The sequence below is a fragment of the Hydrosulfovibrio ferrireducens genome (assembly GCF_046883345.1).
GTDB classification, from domain to species: domain Bacteria; phylum Desulfobacterota; class Desulfobulbia; order Desulfobulbales; family Desulfurivibrionaceae; genus Thiovibrio; species Thiovibrio ferrireducens.
The window spans coordinates 39,972-58,004 of the sequence record NZ_JALKCW010000018.1 but is presented as its reverse complement, the minus strand read 5'-3'; the positions used below and the strand labels follow the sequence as shown (position 1 = coordinate 58,004).

Genomic DNA, 18,033 nt, shown 5'->3' with positions numbered 1-18,033 from the left:
AGGATCAATAATCCCGTGAGAACCGGATGCCTGTGGCGGAATAACCCTTGTGACATGACAAACTCTGAATAAAAAGTTAGAGCCGAAACGAAACAACCTGCATACTCTTGCTCTTTCGCCTCGGCTCTTTTAAGCCGACGGTGGACAACGACTCCGGCCCTGGTTACTCCTGGGCCTTATTATCCATCTCTTCCTTCAACAGGTCGCCGATGGTGGACGGGCCGCCACTCTTGGCCTGCTTCTGCTTGAACTCCTCGTAGTTGCCTTCGCCGGAGTCATCGGTCAGCGCCTTGATGGAGAGGCCGATCTTCCGGTCCTTGGCGGAAACGTTGATCACCTTGGCTTCCACGGAATCACCGGCATTGTACAGACCAACCGGGGTGGCAACCTTGTCCTTGCTGATCTCGGAAACATGGATCAGACCTTCGATGCCCTCTTCCACTTCCACGAAGATGCCGAACTCGGTCACATTGGTGATCTTGCCCTGCACGGTGGCGCCCACCGGATACTTCTCGATGGCTGCCTGCCAGGGATCCGGCTCCAACTGCTTGACGCCCAAGGAGAACCGCTCGTTCTCGCGGTCGATTTTCAGCACCACGGCCTGGATGGTTTCACCCTTGGCGTACTTCTCGGAAGGATGCTTGATCCGCTCGGTCCAGGAAAGGTCGGAGACATGGATCAGACCGTCGATGCCTTCCTCGATGCCGATGAAGACGCCGAAGTCGGTGATGTTCTTGATCTTGCCCTCGATGATGGAGCCAACCGGATAATTCTCGCTGACCAGATCCCAAGGATTGGGCTGCAACTGCTTCATACCGAGAGAGATGCGCTTGGCATCCACGTCGATGTTGAGGATGACCACCTCGGCAGCCTCGCCGACCCCGACGATCTTGGAGGGATGCCGGGTCTTCTTGGACCAGGACATCTCGGAAACATGGATCAGACCCTCAACGCCTTCTTCCAACTCGGCAAAGACGCCGTAATCGGTGATGGAGACCACCTTACCCATGGCCTTGGCGCCGATGGGGTAGCGCTCCTGCACGGTGGCCCAAGGATCTTCCTTGAGCTGCTTGACGCCAAGGGAAACCTTGTCGTTCTCGCGGTCGTACTTGAGGATCTTGACCTGGATATCCTCGCCCACCTTGAACAGCTTGGAGGGATGGGAAACACGGCCCCAGGAGAGATCGGTGATGTGGCAAAGACCGTCCATGCCGCCCAGGTCGATGAACACACCGTAATCGGTGATATTGGTGATGGTGCCGGTAACCACCTGGCCTTCGACCAGGTTGGACTGCATATCTTCCCGCAGCTTCTTGCGCTCGTCCTCAAGGATGGCGCGGCGGGAGATAACCACGTTGTTGCGCTTGCGGTTATATTTAAGAACCTTGAACTCAAAGGTCTGGCCGATGAGGCTGTCCAGATCCTTGACAGGACGGAGATCGATCTGCGAGTAGGGCAGGAAGGCGGGAACGCCGATATCGACGGAAAGTCCACCCTTGACCCGGTTGTCGATGCGGCCCGAGATGGTGCCGTCCGCTTCCTGGATCTTGGCGATGTCTTCCCAAACCTTGATGCCGATGGCTTTTTCGCGGGAAAGTTTCAGGCCGCCTTCGGCCTCGCGCTTCTCCACGAAGACGTCAAAGATGTCGCCCACCTTGACGTCGATTTCGCCATTTTCGTTTTTGAACTCGGAGCAGTGGATCTCACTTTCCGACTTGTCGCCGATATCGACCACGATAAAATCGTTGGCCAGGGCGATGACGGTGCCGGGCACGACTTCACCCACCTCCGCCACCTTGAGGCTTTCCTCGAAAAGCTGAGCAAAGCTCATTTCCCCTACATTGTCATCGGACTTCGTTTTGGTTGCTGTTGTGCTAGTTGCCATGGAAACAATCCTCCTTTGATAGATCGAGCCTATATACCAGAGAATATGACCAAATACAAACTTTTTATCGGCGGAGGAGGAACGAGAAGCTCCGGGGAAAAACACCGCCTAACTATTTAAAATAAAAGGGGGATACAGCGGAGACAGGGCAGGAGGAAGGAGGGGGGGGCGAGAGAAACTGTTTCCCGCGCCCCTATTTTTTGGGAATTTCGGCATCTGTTCCGGAGGGCAATTCGCCGGAACCCGGCGGGGAGGAGTCGACAACCACCTGGTTGCCTCCTTGCGCCTTGCCCGAATAGAGCGCCTTGTCGGCGCGAGCCACCAGCTCGGCGATATCCTCCGCCCAGGTCTGGCCGGGGTGGCGGACAAACTGGGCCAAGCCGACACTGAGGCTGGTCGAGGCGTACCGGGGGTCATGGTTGTACCGCTCCAGGATGCGGCCGGCAACCAGCCCGGCCTGGTCGGCGGTGGCGTACGGAATGATAATGGCGAACTCGTCGCCGCCGAACCGGAAACACCAGTCCACATTCTCCCGGGTGCACTGCACGAGGATTCTGCCGATGTCCTGCAAAACCCGGTCTCCGGCCGGATGCCCATACTGGTCGTTGTATTCCTTGAAACGGTCCACATCCAGCAGGGAGAGAAAAACCGGATATCCTTGCCGATGGGCCCGCGGCACCTCTTCGTGCAGCTTCATCTCAAAACAGCGCCGGTTGTAGAGATCGGTGAGCATGTCGCACATGGAGAGATGTTCAAGCTTTCGGATCAGGGTCTGCTCGCGAATGACCCTGCTGACCTTGGCCTCCAGCTCATCCATGCCGAAGGGCTTGATGAGGAAATCGCTGGCGCCGGCCCGGATGACATCGGTATAGCCATAGCGCTCGGCATGACCGGTGATGACGATAACCTCGACGCCGGGATATCCCTCCTTGACATGCTTTAAAAGCTGCATCCCGTCACACCGGGGCATGGTCAGGTCCGTGAGAACCATGGTGAACTCGCTCTGCCGGAGTTTCTCCTTCGCCGCCTCGCCGTCCATGGCCGTGTCAAAGGCGTGCCCCAGGGCGGCCATGGAGACCTTGAGCATCTCAAGGATGAACGGATCATCATCCACCAGCAGGATGCGGGTATTCATTTCAGGCAACTGCTCGTTGTGCGGCAAAATAGTCACCCAGAATCCTTGCGTGGTCAAAGGCCAGAGGCGGCAGCGAGCCTTCGTGAAAGACGGCAACCTCGCCCGCATCATCGCCAGCCACGGGCGTCCCCTCCGCCGTGGCAAGAAAAACCGTGCTCACCGTATGCTGGCGGGGGTCGCGATCCGGCTCGGAATAGGTATGGAACTGGCGGCCAAGCCGGATCGACAGCCCGGTTTCCTCACAAGCCTCCCGCACCGCCGCCTGCTCCAGCGACTCGCCGTAATCCACAAAGCCGCCGGGCAAGGCCCAGGCCACCGGCGGATTTTTCCGCTTCACCAGGATAACGCCGGTGCCCATGGCGATGATGATATCCACCGTGGGCACCGGATTTCTATGGGGTGGTATCGCCTGGCCGCAGGCGGGACAATGGCTCACCATCCACCCTCCCCATAACACAGCGCATGAATGGTGCGCCAGCTCTCCACCTCCGGCAGATCATGCTTGCCCTGGTTCCAGGGCTGGCGGTAGACAATGGGCTGAATACCATCTTCCCGGGCCAGTTGCAGGCAGGTCTGGGCGCGGTCATCCACAAAAAAATCCAAGCCCATCTCCTTGATATGGGCAGCCTTGCTGTCGTGCTCGCCGGTGGCGACCAGGCGCACCCGGCCATAGACCTGCGGGCCAAGTTCTTTTTTCAGCCAGCGGGCAATGGGTTTTTTCTGCGGCCGGGCCGTGATGAAGGTGAGGGGGCCATGCCCAGCGAAGCGGGTCAACACCCGCCGGGCGTTACGCATGAGCCGCAGGCCGCAGGCAACAGGCTCTTCCAGCAGACGCCGGAAAATTTCCTCGATCATGGCCGGGTCGAGGTCGAGGCACTCCTCCACCTGAAATTCGGTGATCTCCTCCGGACGCACCTTGGCCCCATACCCGCTCCGCGCCAGACGGATAAAGGCCTCCATGGTATCGGCGACCACGCCGTCTATGTCAAAGCCGATACGGCTTGGGTGAATATGCATGCAGCATTCCTTGATCCGCGCATATATATGTTGCGAAGAAGAATCAAAATCGGGTACATCTTCGCGCCACAGCGCAACTATATCGGTTAGTGTAAACCAAAAACCGATGAAAAAGGCAAAAACTCTTCTCTCCGGACGAGAAAAATCGCCTGTTGGCCCGGAAGGGTTGCTGACAGAGCAGCACCATGCGATGTCCGCAGAAAGCGAAAGCGACAGGTGGTGCTGCGCTGCTGTGATTTTTTTAATTTTGCGTCACGAACAGGCGACTTTTTTCCTTATTTGTCGGAAGCCATCAGGTTTCCTTGACAAAAAAAACGAAAAAAAGCATAGTTGCTCATTCGTCCTCAAACTAAACGGAGCACCAGAATTTCATGAAGCTACCCCCGCTTACCATCGGCAAGTTCACCGCCCAGGTACCCCTTGTTCAGGGAGGCATGTCCATCCGCGTTTCCACCTCGGCCCTGGCCGTTCCCGTTGCCGAGTGCGGCGGCATCGGCACCATCGGCGGCTCGGCCATTCCGGTGGAAGAACTCCAAGCCGACATCCGCAAGGCCAAGGCCGCGACCAAGGGGATCATCGCGGTGAACATCATGTTCGCCATGAAAAATTTTTACAGCCTGGTTCAGGGCTCCATCGAAGCCGGAGTGGACATGATCGTCACCGGCGCCGGTTTTTCCCGGGATATCTTCAAGATCGGCAAGGAGACCAACACCCCCATCGTTTCCATCGTTTCCTCGCCCTCCTTTGCCATGCTCGCCGAGAAGCTGGGCGCCGCGGCCATCGTGGTCGAGGCCAAGGAAGCAGGCGGCCATCTGGGCACGACGGTGCCCCTGCGCGAGCTTTTTCCCGAGATCCGCAAGGTGGTCAAAAAAGTGCCCCTGATTGCGGCCGGCGGCATTACCAACGGCTTTGAAATGGCGGAAATGATGGACAAGTACGGCGCCGACGGGGTGCAGATCGCCACCCGCTTTGTCCTCACCAAGGAATGCTCGGTGGCGGATAGCTTCAAGCAGGCCATGCTCCACGCCCGCAAGGAAGACATCGCCCTGATCAAGTCCCCGGTGGGCTTGCCGGGCCGGGCCATCAGAACCCCCTTTGTGGAAAAGCTGCTGAGCCAAGCAGACCTCAAGGCCAAGGAATGCAAATACAAATGCCTGAAAAAATGCGACCATGTGTACTGCATCAGCGACCGGCTCACCGCGGCTTGCGAGGGCAATATCGAGGATGGCCTGGTTTTTTCCGGCGAAAACGTCTTTAAGATGAAGGAAATCCTCACTGTCCGCGAGGTTTTCGACCAGTTTGTTTCGCAGGCCGAGTCCATGTACAAGGAACCTGGAGTAACGTATCCGGGCGCCGTTGCGCAATAATTTCTATTTTCATGACCTTTTCGCTACGGCTTATTAGGCCGTTTTGGCTATCCCGATGACCATACTATTTTGTTACAACGGCTGAGGAGGAGTCCTCACACCTTGCGCTCCTGCCCGAAAAATCCCATGGCCCCATCCGCTGACCTGGCTGAACTGCCGGACCCCCTCATCATCCCACGGGCCGAACATCCCATCTCCCGCAAGGATATCGACCGCGAAGCCCTGAAGGTAATGCATCGCCTCCGGGACGCGGGTTTTTCCGCCTACCTGGTGGGCGGCGCGGTGCGCGATCTCTACCTGGGCAAGAAACCCAAGGATTTCGACATCAGCACCAACGCCCGGCCCGGAGAGCTGCGCACCCTGTTTCGCAACAGCCGGATCATCGGCCGCCGGTTCCGGCTGGTGCAGGTCTTTTTCTTTGGCAACAAGATCGTCGAGGTTTCCACCCTGCGCTGCCGCAGCGAGTTTGAAGAGGGCGACCGGGAAGAAGACGAGGTGCTGGCCCACAACAACACCTTCGGCTCCGAGGCGGAAGACGCCTTCCGGCGGGACCTCACCATCAACGCCCTGTTCTACGAGATAGAAAACTTCACCATCATCGATTACACGGGCGGGGTGGCCGACCTCAACAACCGGATTATCCGCATTGTCGGGGAGCCGGACCGGCGGATTGTCCGGGATCCCGTCCGCATGATGCGGGCCATCCGCCACGCGGCCCGAAGCGGTTTTACCATCGAGGCGCGCACCTGGCAGGCCATTATCGCCAACCTGGACACCCTGCGCCTCTGCCCGGATTCCCGGGTGCGGGACGAATTTTTCAAGGATCTGAACAGCGGCGCCTGCGCCCCCTGGTGCCGGCTCGCCGTTGCCAGCGGCATGTTTTTTCTCCTCCTGCCGTGCTATGATGGGATCATCAGCCGGGAGGCGGAAGAGCCCTCGGGCGAAACCAGCCTCCTGTTTGCCCTGTGCCGGGTAATTGACCGCTTGCATGCCAGCGGCAACCCTCTGCCGGAACACCTCCTGCTCGCGGCTCTCCTGCTGCCCTGGGGTCAGGCGCGCTTCGACCTTTTGCATCTGCCGGCCGAAGGCCGAGAAACCTTTGCCTTTTCCCGCACCCTCCGCACCCAGATTGATGCCCAGTTGGAGCACCTCAATGTCAAGCGGGCCTCCAGAGAGGAGATCACCTCCCTGCTGGTCAATCTCCCGGTTTTTGTCCGGCACGGCGCGGAACAGGCCTGGCCCGGCTGGCTGAAACGCAAGAGTTATTTCCCGGACGGGTTGCTCCTTTTTCAACTCTACCAGGAAGCCCTTGGCGGCTCGCCCGCCGATCTTGCGCCACGGCCCGAGTCTGCGGCTCCTCCCAGAAGCACCAAGCCCAGAACCGGCAAGCCCCGTCAGCCCCGGGCAGAAAGCCGCACCCCGGCGTTTTCCGGCAAAAAGGGCGGGATCTTCGGCCTCAAATAGGTTGGCGCCTGCCGCCGCTTGTTTTTTTAGCCACGAACCCCACGAAAGAACACGAAATTTGAAATTTTTATAAACATCCAGCTCAATACCAAGAAAAAGATAACCCTCACCGAACCCGTAACTGTTCAGTAGCGGCGCTTCGCGGCTACTGAACAGTTGTAAATTTTTCGTGTTCTTTCGTGGGTTTCGTGGCCGATTTTTGGGACAATTATCGTGAAAGCCATGCTTCGTCAGCCCCCCGACATCACCGAACTCCAGGCAATGCCCCTGGCCGAGCTCATGCGGCAGGCGTTGGCGACAAAGCTGGCGCGGCGCGGAACCTCCTTTTCCCTGTGCAGCATCATCAACGCCAAATCCGGCAAATGCAGCGAGGATTGCCATTTTTGCGCACAATCCGCCCATTACCGGACCGAGGCGCCGGTGTATCCGCTTTTGGACACCGCCCAGATCATTGCTGCCGCCCGGGAGGCGCAAAAAAACGGGGCCAGCCGCTTTTCCCTGGTGACCAGCGGCAGGGGGTTGGCCGAAGCCGACCTGCCCCGCATGCTCGATATCATCCGCGCCATCCGCGAAGAGGTGGGAATCAATATCTGCGCCTCCCTCGGTATTTTGGGAAAAGATGAACTCCTTGCGCTTAAAGAGGCGGGGGTTTCCCGCTACCACCACAACCTGGAGACCTCCAGAGAGTTTTTCCCGCAGGTCTGCACCACCCACAGTTTTGCTGACCGGATCGCCACCATCAAAGCCGCCCAGGAGGCCGGGCTTTCGGTGTGCAGCGGCGGCATTTTCGGGTTGGGGGAATCGGAAACGGACCGGTTGTCCATGGCCTTGAGCCTTGTCGAATGCGGGATTGACTCGGTGCCCATCAACATCCTCATTCCCCTGCCCGGCACCCCCTGCGCGGGTATTCCCCCCCTGCCCATCGCGGAAATTCTCCGGACCATCGCCCTCTACCGGTTGATTCTGCCCCAGGCCGCCATCCGGTTGGCTGCTGGGCGAGAATCCGCCCTGGCCGATTTCTTAAGCTCCGCGTTCATGGGCGGCGCCGACGGCATGATGATCGGCGGCTATCTCACCCAGCGGGGCCGTTCCCCCCGGGCAGATCGCCATTTTGCCGAAGAGATCAGGCAATTATGGTCGATCTGAAGGCATGGCTCAACGAGCAGCGGGAAAAGGGCAGGCTGCGCAGCCTGCGCCCCGTCATCGCCCGGGAAAAAGGACGGCTCATCCTTGCCGGGGACGACAACCGCACGCTTCTCGATTTTTCCTCCAATGACTACCTGGCCCTTGCCGAACATCCAGCCCTCATCGCGGCCGCCCAAGAGGCACTGAGCCGGTTCGGCGCCGGTTCCGGCGCCTCGCGCTTGATGAGCGGCGACCTTGCGGTGCACCATGATCTGGAGCAAGCCGTGGCCCAGCTCAAGGGCCAGGAAGGAGCCCTCACCTTCGGCTCCGGCTACATGGCCAACACCGGCATCATCCCCGCCCTCATGGGCCGCCACGACCTCATCTTCAGCGACCGGCTGAACCATGCCAGCATCCATGACGGCTGCCGCCTCTCCGGCGCCAAGGTAATACGCTTCCGCCACAACGACCTCAATCATCTCGAAGAGCTGCTTGCCAAAAACCGGGGGACAACCATCCCCTTGATCGTGGTGGAATCCATTTACAGCATGGACGGCGACCGCTGCCCATTGCGCGAACTAGTAGCGCTCAAGGAGCGGTTCGGCTGCCTGCTCATGGTGGACGAAGCCCATGCCACCGGGGTTTTTGGTCCCAACGGCGGCGGGGTGATTGAAGAAGATGGGATGAGCGGAGCGGTGGATCTGGCCGTGGGCACCTTCGGCAAGGGACTTGGCAGCTATGGCGCTTTTGTGGCTGGAAACAGGGAGATGATCGAGTATCTGGTCAACCGGGCCAGAAGCTTTATCTTTTCCACCGCCCTGCCGCCGGCGGTTGCCGCGGCCTCCCTGGCGGCGGTGCGCCTCATCCGGCACGAGCCTGGCCTGCGCCACGAACTGCAAGAAAAAATCGGTTATTTCAAAGGGGTGCTGCGCAAAGGCGGATACGAAGCGGACCTTGGCCCCTCGCAGATCATCCCCATTGTGGTCGGGGAAAGCGAAGCGGCGCTGCACATCGCAGAACTCCTCCGGAAACAGGGGATCTTCGTCACGGCCGTCCGGCCACCCACCGTACCACAGGGCACGGCACGGCTCAGGTTCTCCATCACCCGCCACCACAGCACGACGGATCTTTCCCAGGCAGCCGAAACGCTGCTGGAGATCATGGAGAGATAGCCGGTATTTCCAGGGGGAAAAGAAAGAAAAAAGCAGGAGAGGAAAATTTCCGGGCTGGGACACACCCAGCCCGGAAATGAAACAGCGACTTACTTTGCAGCAGGAGCCTCAGCAGGAGCAGCAGCGTCAGCAGGAGCAGCCTCAGCAGGAGCAGCCTGCTCAGCCGGCGGAACTACTACTACAGTAGAAGCACCCGGCTCGGCCTGCGGAGCAACTACAACCTCAGGAGCGGGAGCAGTCTGCTCGGCCGGCGCGGCTACTTCGGCTTCTTCAGCTTTCTTACAGGCGATCATGCCGGTGGACAGAAGCAGCATCAGGGCAATGGCAACGGTGGTTTTTACTGATTTCATGGTTCTCTTCCTCTCTTTGTGTTTTAATAATTGCGACAATGCGCAGTACACTTTGGTAGTGATCACGCCTGGATCACCCAGACAACTCTTCCCTCGGTCAGGAGTGACAAATATTCGCTTTATACCTCCGCTCCTCGCCCGAGTAAAGAAAAAATATCCGTTCCCCCAAAAAAATCCCCAGCCTTCCCTTATTTTTGACACACAGGACAGCAGAACGTGGCCCGGCCGGCCAAAACGCTGCGCACTACCGGCTGCCCGCAGCGGGAACAGGGTTGGCCCTGCCTGCCGTACACCGCAAGCTCCAACTGAAAATACCCGGCCTCGCCGCTGACATTCTCGTAATCGGAGATGGTGGAGCCGCCCATGGCAATGGCCTTTTTAAGGATGAGCCGGCTCTTTGTGACAATGCGCTGCCAGTCGAGCCTGGACAACCGGTTGACCGGGGTGTGCGGGTGGGTGCAGGCGGCAAAGAGGGTCTCGTTGGCGTAGATATTGCCCAAGCCCACCACCACCCGGTTGTCCATGAGAAAGCTTTTCACCGGCACCTGCTTGCCCCGGGCTTTATTCAGCAAATAGTCGGCGGAGAAATCCTCGGAAAAAGGCTCCGGACCCAGCCCGGCAAAGGGATCGTTCTCGCGCAGCTCTTTTTCCGAATAGACCTCGACACAGCCGAATCTGCGCACATCGTTGAAGCGCATCTCCTTGCCGTTATCCAGCAAAAAGCGGAGATGATCATGCTTGCGTCGGGGGGAATCGCGGTCAAAGAGACCGATCTTGCCGGTCATGCCCAGGTGGAAGAGCATGACGCTCTTGCCGGTCAACCGCAGCATGATGTATTTGGCGCGGCGCTCCACCCCCAGGATGAAGGAGCCTTCAACCCGGCTGTACATTTTGGCCCTGGGGAAAGGCTTGCGCAGCTTCTTGTTGCTAAAGGAAACCGAGAGGATTTTACGCGTGCGCACCAGGGGTCCAAGCCCTTGGCAGACCACTTCCACTTCCGGCAGTTCGGGCATGGCACAACTCCTTTCTCAGCCTGTCCCCTCGGGCTTGAATTTTCGGATCAGCGTGGGGATAAAGAAGGAGCCGACAAAAAGCGCCAGGGAAAAAAGAGTCTTCCAGCTCACCAACTGCCACCAGTCGCCGGATCTCCAGACCTCGGCCAGGGTGGCGAAGAAAAAGGTGAGGACAAAGCCGCCGGCGAGGATGCCGAACAGGGTGCCGAAAAAATATTCCTTAAATGTCACCCTGGTCAAGCCCATGCCGAAATTGAGGGGGGTGAAGGGGAAAAAAATCAGCCGCAGATAGAGCACCGTGGCAAAACCGTTGGCCGCGATCCGGTCATCGTATTTTTTCAGCCGGTCGCCGATCAGCCCCGCGGCAAAATCCCGCCCCAGGTAGCGGCCGATGAAAAAGGCCAGGGAGGCGCCGAGCAGGGCGCCCAACTCATTGTACAAAAAACCGTACAAGGTGCCGAAGAGCAGGGCGCCGAGCCCGGTGAACAGGGTGGCGGGGAGAAAAAGGCAGATGCCTCCGGCGTAGAGGAGCACAAAGACCAGCGGCCCCCATGGACCGAAAGAGTTCACCAGGGATTGCAGGGAGTCCGGGGAGATATACTCCCGTACCGGGGTGAAGCGAAACAGGACGATCATGGCGGCGAGAAACAGGGCGAAAACAACCGCCTTGCCGATCCCTTTCCCGGGGGTCTTTCCTGGCCTCATTGCGCACCGCCAATCCGTGATGCCGCCTTGCTCCACAAGGAACACCGGCTGCCAATGCATTCCCGGTTGGCGGCAAACTGGTTGCAGACAAAATCAGCCTCTGCCTGGAGGGATATCGGCAGCAGATGATGGGAGAGAAGCGCGGCTTCCCGCAGGGCCGTCACCGTTTCCCGCTGGCAGCAGCGCGCCCCTTGGGTCAGGGCAATCTCGCCCAGCACCCGGGAGGTGATCTCCTGCACCTGTTGCCGGGGTTTGGGGGTAAGGGGCGTGGCCTCAAGCAGGACGCTGAAGGCGATGCCCACCCCCACTGCGGCGCCACAGTTGCCCCAGAAGCCGCAGACCCCGCCCGGCACCTTGCTGCCCCGCTCAATGCCGGTGAGGATCGCCTCCCGGCTGATCCTGCCGCCCAGGTTCCGGTAGGTGGCCAGGATGATGCCCGGCACCATGGCGTGATGCTCGGGCCCATGCAGGGAGATGGCGGGATGGCTCCGGATGGCGTCGAGAAGGAGCAGCATGTCCTGCTCTTTCGTTTCGGCACAGAGCAGCCGGATGGCGGAAAGGCCGTCCTGTTGGTGGCAGGCGTCGCAGATGTAATGCCCCTCGACGCAGAGTGCATTGGTTTTCTTGATCCCTCCGCAGTAATGGCAGGAAACCTCCCGCTCGCGGGCGAGATAGCCGATCTCCTTGCCGCAGACCATACAGCCCGAGGGATGACGGCCGTTCACCGGCTGGCGCAGGGCGGGGAGGGCGACAATCTTGCCCGTTTCCTCCTTGGGGCCGGTGGCGCAGCAGCCGCTGGACGGAAGAAGTTCGAGCGGAGAGGCGCAGCAACTGTTTTCCAGGGTCAGGTTGGAAACCGCCCCGTGCGTATCGAGGACAAACAGGGAATCACCCAGGCTTTCCGCCTCGCTTACGGTAATGGCCGCTCGGCGCCCCTTGAGGAGCATCTCCCCGCTTTCCGTCCATACCGCTCCAAACGGCCCCCGATAGATGACCTCCACCCGGCGCGAATCTTTCGGCTTATACGCCCGGAAGGTGAGGGAGTAAAAGCGGGTTTCCCCTTCAACCCGGTAAGGGAACCGCTTGATCAGGCTGATCCCGGCAAAGCCGGCACCACGGAGCATGGCCAGCAGATCCTCCTGCCGCAGCGCCCCGCCCAAACATTCGCCCCGGAACTGTTCGTTGTTCTTGATGGTCACCGGAATAGGCTCATCGGTGACAATGTCGGAAACCACCAGCCTGCCGCCGGGCTTGAGAATCCGGAAGATCTCATGCAGGGTTTGCCGCTTGTCCGGGCTCAGGTTTATCACGCAGTTGGAGATCACCACGTCGGCCGTGGCCTCCCCCAGGGGAAGGTCTTCGAGAAAGCCCTTCTTGAACTCCACATTGTCATAGCCCAGCCGGCTCGCCACCTTGGCTTTGGCCACCGCGGCCAGATGGAGCATCTCATCGGTCATGTCGATGCCGACCACCCTCCCCGCCGGCCCCACCTGGGGGGCGGCCATGAAGCACTCGACCCCGCTGCCGCTGCCCAGATCCACCAGCACCTCTCCGGGTTGCGGCTCGGCATCCTTGACCGGGCTGCCGCAGCCGTAGGATTTTTTCCGGGAGTCGGCCGGGATGAAATTGGCCAGCACCTGCTCCGGGGCAAAGGGGTTGACGATCTCCTCGTTGCAGACCAGCGCGGCCCGGCCGTAAAACTCTCGCACCGTGGCGTGCCCTTGGTCTTCGGCCAGGGAAACCACGCAGTTGCAATGGGTGAGAGCCACTTCCCCGCCATCCGGGCAATCGTGGCGCACCTCGCCCATCCGCAGCAGGATTTCCCCCTGCGTCCGGACGGGATATCGGCGGGCCTGGCGGCTGATCAGCCAAAGGGCCAGCCCGTTGTAGAGCTCCACATAGGGATCGTGCCCCACCAGTTCGTTGCCGGCCAGATAGCTGTGGTCAATGTCGCCGCCGCCCACCAGAAAACGCAAGGGGTTGGCCTGATAGGTCTCGCTCGCAGCCAGGGTTGCCCTGCGGATCTTTTCCAGCACCGGGCTCCGGCGCCAGACCGTTTCCAGCCCGTCGGCCAAGGGGCCGCAGGCCAGATCCGCAATGCCGACCAGGGCAGGGGAGGGGTAGATCACCCCGTCCGGCCCCACGGCAAGCGACTCCCATCCCGTGTTGGACAGGTCGTGCCGGGTGCCCGGGGTGCTGAACACCTGGCTGCGCATGGTTTCCACATTGTCGATGCGCACCCCCATCTTCTCGGCCATCTCCTGGGCCCGGATCAGCTCGGGAAGAATCTCGGCCGGCGCAACAAACTGCGCGATGCTGCCCTTGCCCCGGACAAAATGCCAGAGCAGGTGGATATTGCCTATCCCCAGACCGGCGGCAAGGGCGACGATCTCGGCCAGTTCCCGCACATTGGCCCGGTTCACCGCCACGGACAGGGTCAGGGGGAAGCCCGCCTCCTTGAGCAACCCCACGCTTTCCAACAGCCCGGCAAAGGTGGTTTTCCCCCGCAAGGCCTCATGCTGCGCCGCCAAGCCATCCAGGCTGAGCTGGAGATGAAACCGGCCCCTGGGCAGGGCTAAAAGCCCGGGCAAATGCTCCTTGATCAACAGGCCGTTGCTGAGCACCACCACATGAATCTTTGGATCACCAAGCAGCTCGGAGACCATGGAGACAAAGCCGGGGTAGACAAAGGGCTCGCCGCCGGTGAAATAAAAGAGGGTGCACCCCAGCCCCCTGGCCTCGGCAATGCCCTGGGCCAGAGCTTCCGGGGCGAGGGTCGCCCCTTGGGCCGGGGAGGAGGCGAAGAGACAGTGCTGGCAGGCCAGATTGCAGCGGTCGGTGAGATGAAACCAGCATTCCTTCAGGCTGTGCAAAGAGAGCAGCGGATAGCGGCCCGGGTACGGAGAAACCGGCCCGTCGGCAAGCTGGGAGACAAGGCGTCGGGCCGTCAACGTTCGCCCGTCGAGGTCTTTTTCTAACAGCGCGGTGCCGATACCGCGGCATTGCAACTCCTGCAACAGGCAATCAGCCTCGTGATCCGGCACGAACCAGTCCGGCCTTTCCGGCTGCACATATACCGGGGTTCCATCCTGCTCCAAGCGTTGCCATTCTTCAAGCATGCAATACTCTCCTGACACCTTTTGCAATTTAATGATTTCCTTCAATATACCCCGCCCAGACAAGGAGCGCAATCCCTCACTGGGTGCATCCAGCAAACGGCGCCGGGCGCCATTCCCGCTATTTTTCCTCCTCGCAGGCGACGTCCTCGCCACAGGCCCGCCCCTTGAAGCTGAAGAAAAATTTCAGCCCTTTCCTGACCGTGCTGGAAAATATCTTCGGTGCAAAAACCGAGCCCACTACCTTTTTGTTGATCTCCCCTAAGGTTGGGTAGGGGTGTATGGCCGAGGCGATTTTCGACAACCCGACCCCGCCGTTCATGATCGCCACCCATTCGCTCAAAAGATCGCCGGCATGGGGCCCCAGGATCTGGATGCCCAGGGGCTTTTCCTTTTTGTCCAGCAGCAGTTTGATCCGGCCGGCACTCTCCCCTTCGGCAAGAGCGCGATCGTTGCCGCTGAATTCTTCTCGCCACACCGAATACTCGATCCCGGCTTTGCGGGCGCTTTTTTCGTTCATGCCGATGCTGGCCAATTCGGGATGGGTATAGGTGCACCAGGGCACATGGGTGTAGTCGGCTTTCCTGGGCAGATGAAAGATGGCGTTGCTCAGAACCACCCCGCCTTCATAGCCGGCCACATGGGTGAACTGGTAGCCGCCGATGACATCTCCCGCCGCATAGATATGTTTGTGACTGGTTCGGAGATGGCTGTTCACCGATATCCCTTGCTGATCGAAAGGGATATCGATTTTTCCGAGGCCTAGCCCCGCAACATTGGGCGAACGGCCAAGGGCCACCAGCAGCGCCTCGGCCTTGAGGGTCCGGGTCGCGCCTGCCTCATTTTTAATCACCACTTCCCGCTCACGACCCAGATCGCCGACCCGGACCACCGCAGTGTTCAGGACACAGGCAACCCCTTCTTTTTCCAGCTCCTGCTGGACAAGGTCCGCCATCTCCTTGTCTTCCTTGCTCAGGATCTGGCCGCTGCGCTGGATCACCGTCACTTGGGAACCAAGCCGGCAGAAGGCCTGGGCCATTTCAACGGCGATGGGGCCGCCACCCAGAATGATCATGGAGCTGGGGAGTTTCTCCAAAGAAAAGATCTCCCGGTTGGTCAGATAGGGTGTCCTGTCGAGTCCCTCAATCGGCGGGACCAGGGCAGAGGAGCCGGTGGCGATCACCCAGGCGCGGGCGGAAATTCTTTTGCCGTCCAGGGTAATCGTATGTTCGTCGGCGAATTCCGGACTGCCGAATGCAACCTTGGCGCCCAGCGAGCAGAATCGCTCCACCGAGTCATGCTTCTGGATAATGCCGATCACCGCTTTGATCCGGGCGGAAACCTCCCTGAAATCCACCGGCGGCGGGGTTATGGCTGGAAGGCCAAAATGAGGCCCGTTTTTCATGAGATGATAGACATGGGCCGTCTTGATCAGGGTTTTACTCGGCACGCAGCCGAAATGCAGACAATCGCCGCCCAGCGCCTCCTCTTTTTCGATAAGCAGGGTTTTCGCCCCAAGCTGGGCCGCGCCGGAAGCGACCGTGAGCCCTGCCGCGCCGCCCCCGATGATGCCGAGGTCATACTCATAGTTCGCCATGCCGTGCCTCATTGTTTAGCGCTTGAATTTTGTTTGATGTCGCATGTTCATAAAGAAAATCAGCACGGCCATGGGAAGGGCAAAAACCAGGCTGCTCAGAAAAAGTTTGGCCGCGATGGGAAGATTTTTGTAAAAGGAGAGCATGGCGTTCCTCTCAAATCATTGCACAGACCGTGCGGCGAAGCCGGTCTCCGCCAGATGTCCGCCCAGGCCTTACAATAATCGCCCGGAGCATTTAAAATATGTACGCCACTCTCGGGTGCCGGTCAATTCTTAAGAAAAACGCTTAGCGTATTGGGGACAGTGCGTTATACCTTCAGCTTGCCCAAAAGCCGGGCAAAAAGGACCAGCAATGCGTGAGACACGAACCGCCCTGCGCGCCAGAATTATGGCCGCCCGAGATAGCCTTTCCCCGGAGGAAAGGCAACGAAAAAGCCTGGCCATTACCGAACGCCTCCTGGCCCTGCCGGAGTTTGCCGGCGCCCGCCATGTTTTTGCCTATGTCAGCTTCCGCAGCGAGGTGGAGACCCTGAACCTCATTGCGTATTGCCTCGCCAAAGGCGTGACCGTAAGCGTGCCGCTGACCCTGTCCGCGGAGCGCCGGCTGCTCCCCTATGCCATCACCGATCCGGGCCGGGATCTTGTTCCGGGCTATTGCTCCATTCCCGAGCCCTTGCAGACCCTGCCCCTGGTGGACCCAGGCGCCATCGAGGTGGTGGTGACGCCGGGCAGCGTCTTTGACGCCCAGGGAGGAAGGCTGGGCTACGGCGGCGGCTATTATGACCGTTTTTTGCACACCGCGGCGCCGCAAGCCCTGCGGATCGGCCTGGCCTTTGATCTGCAGGTCGTTGAGGCCGTGCCCCTTGAAAGCCACGATGAGCAGCTCGATTATCTTATCACCGAAACCCGCACCATCAGATTTGGCCGTGTAATACAATAAGGTCGTCATCATGATGGCCAAAACAGCATAAGGAGCCGTAACGAAAGGGTCAAGAAAGTACAGATTCTTTCGTAACGGCTCCTAAGGAGAAAAACACCATGCTCCGAAAAACCGCGGTCCTGAAAGACCCGCTCTTTCTGGAACACGATCCGGGCTACGACCATGTGGAAAGCCCGGAGCGCTTGAGCGCCATCTACCAGGCCCTTGCCCGGCCGGAAGAAGCTGAAACCTTTTTCTATCCCGAATGCGAGCCCGCGAGCTACGCGGATCTGGCCGCAAACCACACTGCCGAGCATATCGAACGGGTGGCCGAGACGGCGGGCAAGCAGTTCGACGTGCTTGACCCGGACACCCACACCTCGCCGCGCTCCTACGAGGCGGCGGTTCTCGCCGCGGGCGCGGTTATCACCGGCCTCAAGCTGGTGGCCGCGGGTAAGGCGGACAATGCCGCGGCCCTGGTGCGCCCGCCCGGACACCATGCCGAAGCGGACCGCGCCAAGGGCTTTTGCCTGTTCAACAATATCGCCATCGGCGCCCGCTATGGCCTGAAGCATCTCGGCATGGAGCGGATCTTCATCCTCGACTGGGATCTGCACCACGGCAACGGCACCCAAAACGCCTTTTACGACACCGACCAGGTGTTCTACTGTTCCACCCACCAGTACCCGCATTACCCGGGAACCGGCGCCCTCAAGGAAACCGGCGCGGGCAAGGGCGAGGGGTACACTCTCAACGTCCCGCTGCCAGGCGGCCAGGGAGATCAGGACTTCGCCAGGATCATGACCGAACTGGTTGCTCCGGTCGCCCGCCAGTACAGGCCGGACTGCATCATGGTCTCCGCCGGGTACGACACCCATGTCTCCGATCCCTTGGGCGGTATGGGTGTAACCACCGCCGGGTTTGCCGGGATGACCAGGATTTTGGTCGATCTGGCCACGGAACTCTGCGAAGGACGGCTGGTGCTGGTGCTGGAGGGGGGCTACTTCCTGCAAGGGCTTGCCGATGGCGTGCTGGCGAGCCTCCACGAAATGGCCGGAAAGGGAGGTCTGCCCACCGAGGCATTCACCGCCATGGCCCAGAGCAAAAAACCCCTGCCCGCCCTGGATGCGGCCCTGGATGCGGCAAAAAAACACTGGACTTTTTAAGG

Annotated in this window: 15 protein-coding genes; 6 read left to right on the top strand and 9 right to left on the bottom strand. The window is 59.9% G+C overall.

The annotated features are described in order from the left end of the window. Positions 1 to 163 precede the first annotated feature (163 nt). The 4 genes from MWR57_RS08785 to MWR57_RS08770 all read right to left on the bottom strand — a co-directional run bounded on the left by MWR57_RS08785 (position 164) and on the right by MWR57_RS08770 (position 4,037). The gene (locus MWR57_RS08785) at positions 164 to 1,885 is read right to left on the bottom strand and encodes a 30S ribosomal protein S1 (RefSeq protein WP_423124439.1); all 1,722 of its coding nucleotides are present in this window, start codon (positions 1,883 to 1,885) and stop codon (positions 164 to 166) included. Positions 1,886 to 2,078: 193 nt separating this feature from the next. Next, a complete protein-coding gene (locus tag MWR57_RS08780; protein WP_423124438.1) occupies positions 2,079 to 3,020 on the bottom strand; it encodes a GGDEF domain-containing response regulator in 942 nt (313 codons plus the stop codon). 1 nt (position 3,021) lies between these two features. Further along, the gene (locus MWR57_RS08775; RefSeq protein WP_423124437.1) at positions 3,022 to 3,459 is read right to left on the bottom strand and encodes an NUDIX domain-containing protein; all 438 of its coding nucleotides are present in this window, start codon (positions 3,457 to 3,459) and stop codon (positions 3,022 to 3,024) included. After that, a complete protein-coding gene (locus MWR57_RS08770; protein WP_423124436.1) occupies positions 3,453 to 4,037 on the bottom strand; it encodes a 5' nucleotidase, NT5C type in 585 nt (194 codons plus the stop codon). The genes MWR57_RS08775 and MWR57_RS08770 overlap by 7 nt, the downstream gene beginning before the upstream one ends. A gap of 371 nt (positions 4,038 to 4,408) precedes the next feature. On the opposite strand from MWR57_RS08770, the gene MWR57_RS08765 reads away from it, so the two are divergent. The 4 genes from MWR57_RS08765 to bioF all read left to right on the top strand — a co-directional run bounded on the left by MWR57_RS08765 (position 4,409) and on the right by bioF (position 9,165). Then, complete coding sequence (locus tag MWR57_RS08765; RefSeq protein WP_423124435.1) at positions 4,409 to 5,404, top strand: NAD(P)H-dependent flavin oxidoreductase; 996 nt, start codon at positions 4,409 to 4,411, stop codon at positions 5,402 to 5,404. 126 nt (positions 5,405 to 5,530) lie between these two features. Beyond that, complete coding sequence (locus MWR57_RS08760) at positions 5,531 to 6,868, top strand: tRNA nucleotidyltransferase/poly(A) polymerase-related protein (RefSeq protein ID WP_423124434.1); 1,338 nt, start codon at positions 5,531 to 5,533, stop codon at positions 6,866 to 6,868. 222 nt (positions 6,869 to 7,090) lie between these two features. After that, positions 7,091 to 8,014 carry a biotin synthase BioB gene (gene bioB, locus MWR57_RS08755; RefSeq protein WP_423124474.1) on the top strand — a complete coding sequence of 308 codons (924 nt, stop codon included), beginning with the start codon at positions 7,091 to 7,093 and terminating at the stop codon, positions 8,012 to 8,014. Then, positions 8,002 to 9,165: an 8-amino-7-oxononanoate synthase gene (gene bioF / locus MWR57_RS08750; RefSeq protein ID WP_423124433.1), complete on the top strand. Its 1,164-nt coding sequence runs from the start codon at positions 8,002 to 8,004 to the stop codon at positions 9,163 to 9,165. Before bioB ends, bioF begins: the two co-directional genes overlap by 13 nt. A gap of 89 nt (positions 9,166 to 9,254) precedes the next feature. Here bioF and MWR57_RS08745 read toward each other — a convergent pair whose 3' ends face one another. From MWR57_RS08745 to MWR57_RS08725, 5 genes are all read right to left on the bottom strand, one after another. Then, positions 9,255 to 9,581, bottom strand: a complete 327-nt coding sequence (locus tag MWR57_RS08745; RefSeq protein WP_423124432.1) for a hypothetical protein — start codon at positions 9,579 to 9,581, stop codon at positions 9,255 to 9,257. A 122-nt stretch (positions 9,582 to 9,703) separates the two neighbouring features. After that, positions 9,704 to 10,528: a bifunctional DNA-formamidopyrimidine glycosylase/DNA-(apurinic or apyrimidinic site) lyase gene (gene mutM, locus MWR57_RS08740; protein ID WP_423124431.1), complete on the bottom strand. Its 825-nt coding sequence runs from the start codon at positions 10,526 to 10,528 to the stop codon at positions 9,704 to 9,706. 15 nt (positions 10,529 to 10,543) lie between these two features. After that, the gene (locus MWR57_RS08735; RefSeq protein WP_423124430.1) at positions 10,544 to 11,233 is read right to left on the bottom strand and encodes a TVP38/TMEM64 family protein; all 690 of its coding nucleotides are present in this window, start codon (positions 11,231 to 11,233) and stop codon (positions 10,544 to 10,546) included. Then, positions 11,230 to 14,352, bottom strand: coding sequence for a DUF5714 domain-containing protein (locus MWR57_RS08730; protein WP_423124429.1), 3,123 nt, complete (start codon positions 14,350 to 14,352; stop codon positions 11,230 to 11,232). The genes MWR57_RS08735 and MWR57_RS08730 overlap by 4 nt, the downstream gene beginning before the upstream one ends. A gap of 118 nt (positions 14,353 to 14,470) precedes the next feature. After that, positions 14,471 to 15,946, bottom strand: a complete 1,476-nt coding sequence (locus tag MWR57_RS08725) for a dihydrolipoyl dehydrogenase family protein (protein WP_423124428.1) — start codon at positions 15,944 to 15,946, stop codon at positions 14,471 to 14,473. 352 nt (positions 15,947 to 16,298) lie between these two features. On the opposite strand from MWR57_RS08725, the gene MWR57_RS08720 reads away from it, so the two are divergent. Together MWR57_RS08720 and MWR57_RS08715 are read left to right on the top strand one after the other, a co-directional pair. Continuing rightward, complete coding sequence (locus MWR57_RS08720) at positions 16,299 to 16,886, top strand: 5-formyltetrahydrofolate cyclo-ligase (RefSeq protein WP_423124427.1); 588 nt, start codon at positions 16,299 to 16,301, stop codon at positions 16,884 to 16,886. A 98-nt stretch (positions 16,887 to 16,984) separates the two neighbouring features. Next, entirely contained in the window at positions 16,985 to 18,031 is a 1,047-nt protein-coding gene (locus MWR57_RS08715; RefSeq protein WP_423124426.1) for a histone deacetylase family protein, read from the top strand. The last annotated feature ends 2 nt before the right edge of the window (positions 18,032 to 18,033 follow it).

What these genes read in the sequence shown, in the direction of transcription:
- MWR57_RS08785 (WP_423124439.1), bottom strand. Translation starts at nt 1,885, where the DNA reads ATGGCAACTAGCACAACAGCAACCAAAACGAAGTCCGATGACAATGTA.
- MWR57_RS08780 (WP_423124438.1), bottom strand. Translation starts at nt 3,020, where the DNA reads ATGAATACCCGCATCCTGCTGGTGGATGATGATCCGTTCATCCTTGAG.
- MWR57_RS08775 (WP_423124437.1), bottom strand. Translation starts at nt 3,459, where the DNA reads ATGGTGAGCCATTGTCCCGCCTGCGGCCAGGCGATACCACCCCATAGA.
- MWR57_RS08770 (WP_423124436.1), bottom strand. Translation starts at nt 4,037, where the DNA reads ATGCATATTCACCCAAGCCGTATCGGCTTTGACATAGACGGCGTGGTC.
- MWR57_RS08765 (WP_423124435.1), top strand. Translation starts at nt 4,409, where the DNA reads ATGAAGCTACCCCCGCTTACCATCGGCAAGTTCACCGCCCAGGTACCC.
- MWR57_RS08760 (WP_423124434.1), top strand. Translation starts at nt 5,531, where the DNA reads ATGGCCCCATCCGCTGACCTGGCTGAACTGCCGGACCCCCTCATCATC.
- bioB (WP_423124474.1), top strand. Translation starts at nt 7,091, where the DNA reads ATGCTTCGTCAGCCCCCCGACATCACCGAACTCCAGGCAATGCCCCTG.
- bioF (WP_423124433.1), top strand. Translation starts at nt 8,002, where the DNA reads ATGGTCGATCTGAAGGCATGGCTCAACGAGCAGCGGGAAAAGGGCAGG.
- mutM (WP_423124431.1), bottom strand. Translation starts at nt 10,528, where the DNA reads ATGCCCGAACTGCCGGAAGTGGAAGTGGTCTGCCAAGGGCTTGGACCC.
- MWR57_RS08735 (WP_423124430.1), bottom strand. Translation starts at nt 11,233, where the DNA reads ATGAGGCCAGGAAAGACCCCCGGGAAAGGGATCGGCAAGGCGGTTGTT.
- MWR57_RS08730 (WP_423124429.1), bottom strand. Translation starts at nt 14,352, where the DNA reads ATGCTTGAAGAATGGCAACGCTTGGAGCAGGATGGAACCCCGGTATAT.
- MWR57_RS08725 (WP_423124428.1), bottom strand. Translation starts at nt 15,946, where the DNA reads ATGGCGAACTATGAGTATGACCTCGGCATCATCGGGGGCGGCGCGGCA.
- MWR57_RS08720 (WP_423124427.1), top strand. Translation starts at nt 16,299, where the DNA reads ATGCGTGAGACACGAACCGCCCTGCGCGCCAGAATTATGGCCGCCCGA.
- MWR57_RS08715 (WP_423124426.1), top strand. Translation starts at nt 16,985, where the DNA reads ATGCTCCGAAAAACCGCGGTCCTGAAAGACCCGCTCTTTCTGGAACAC.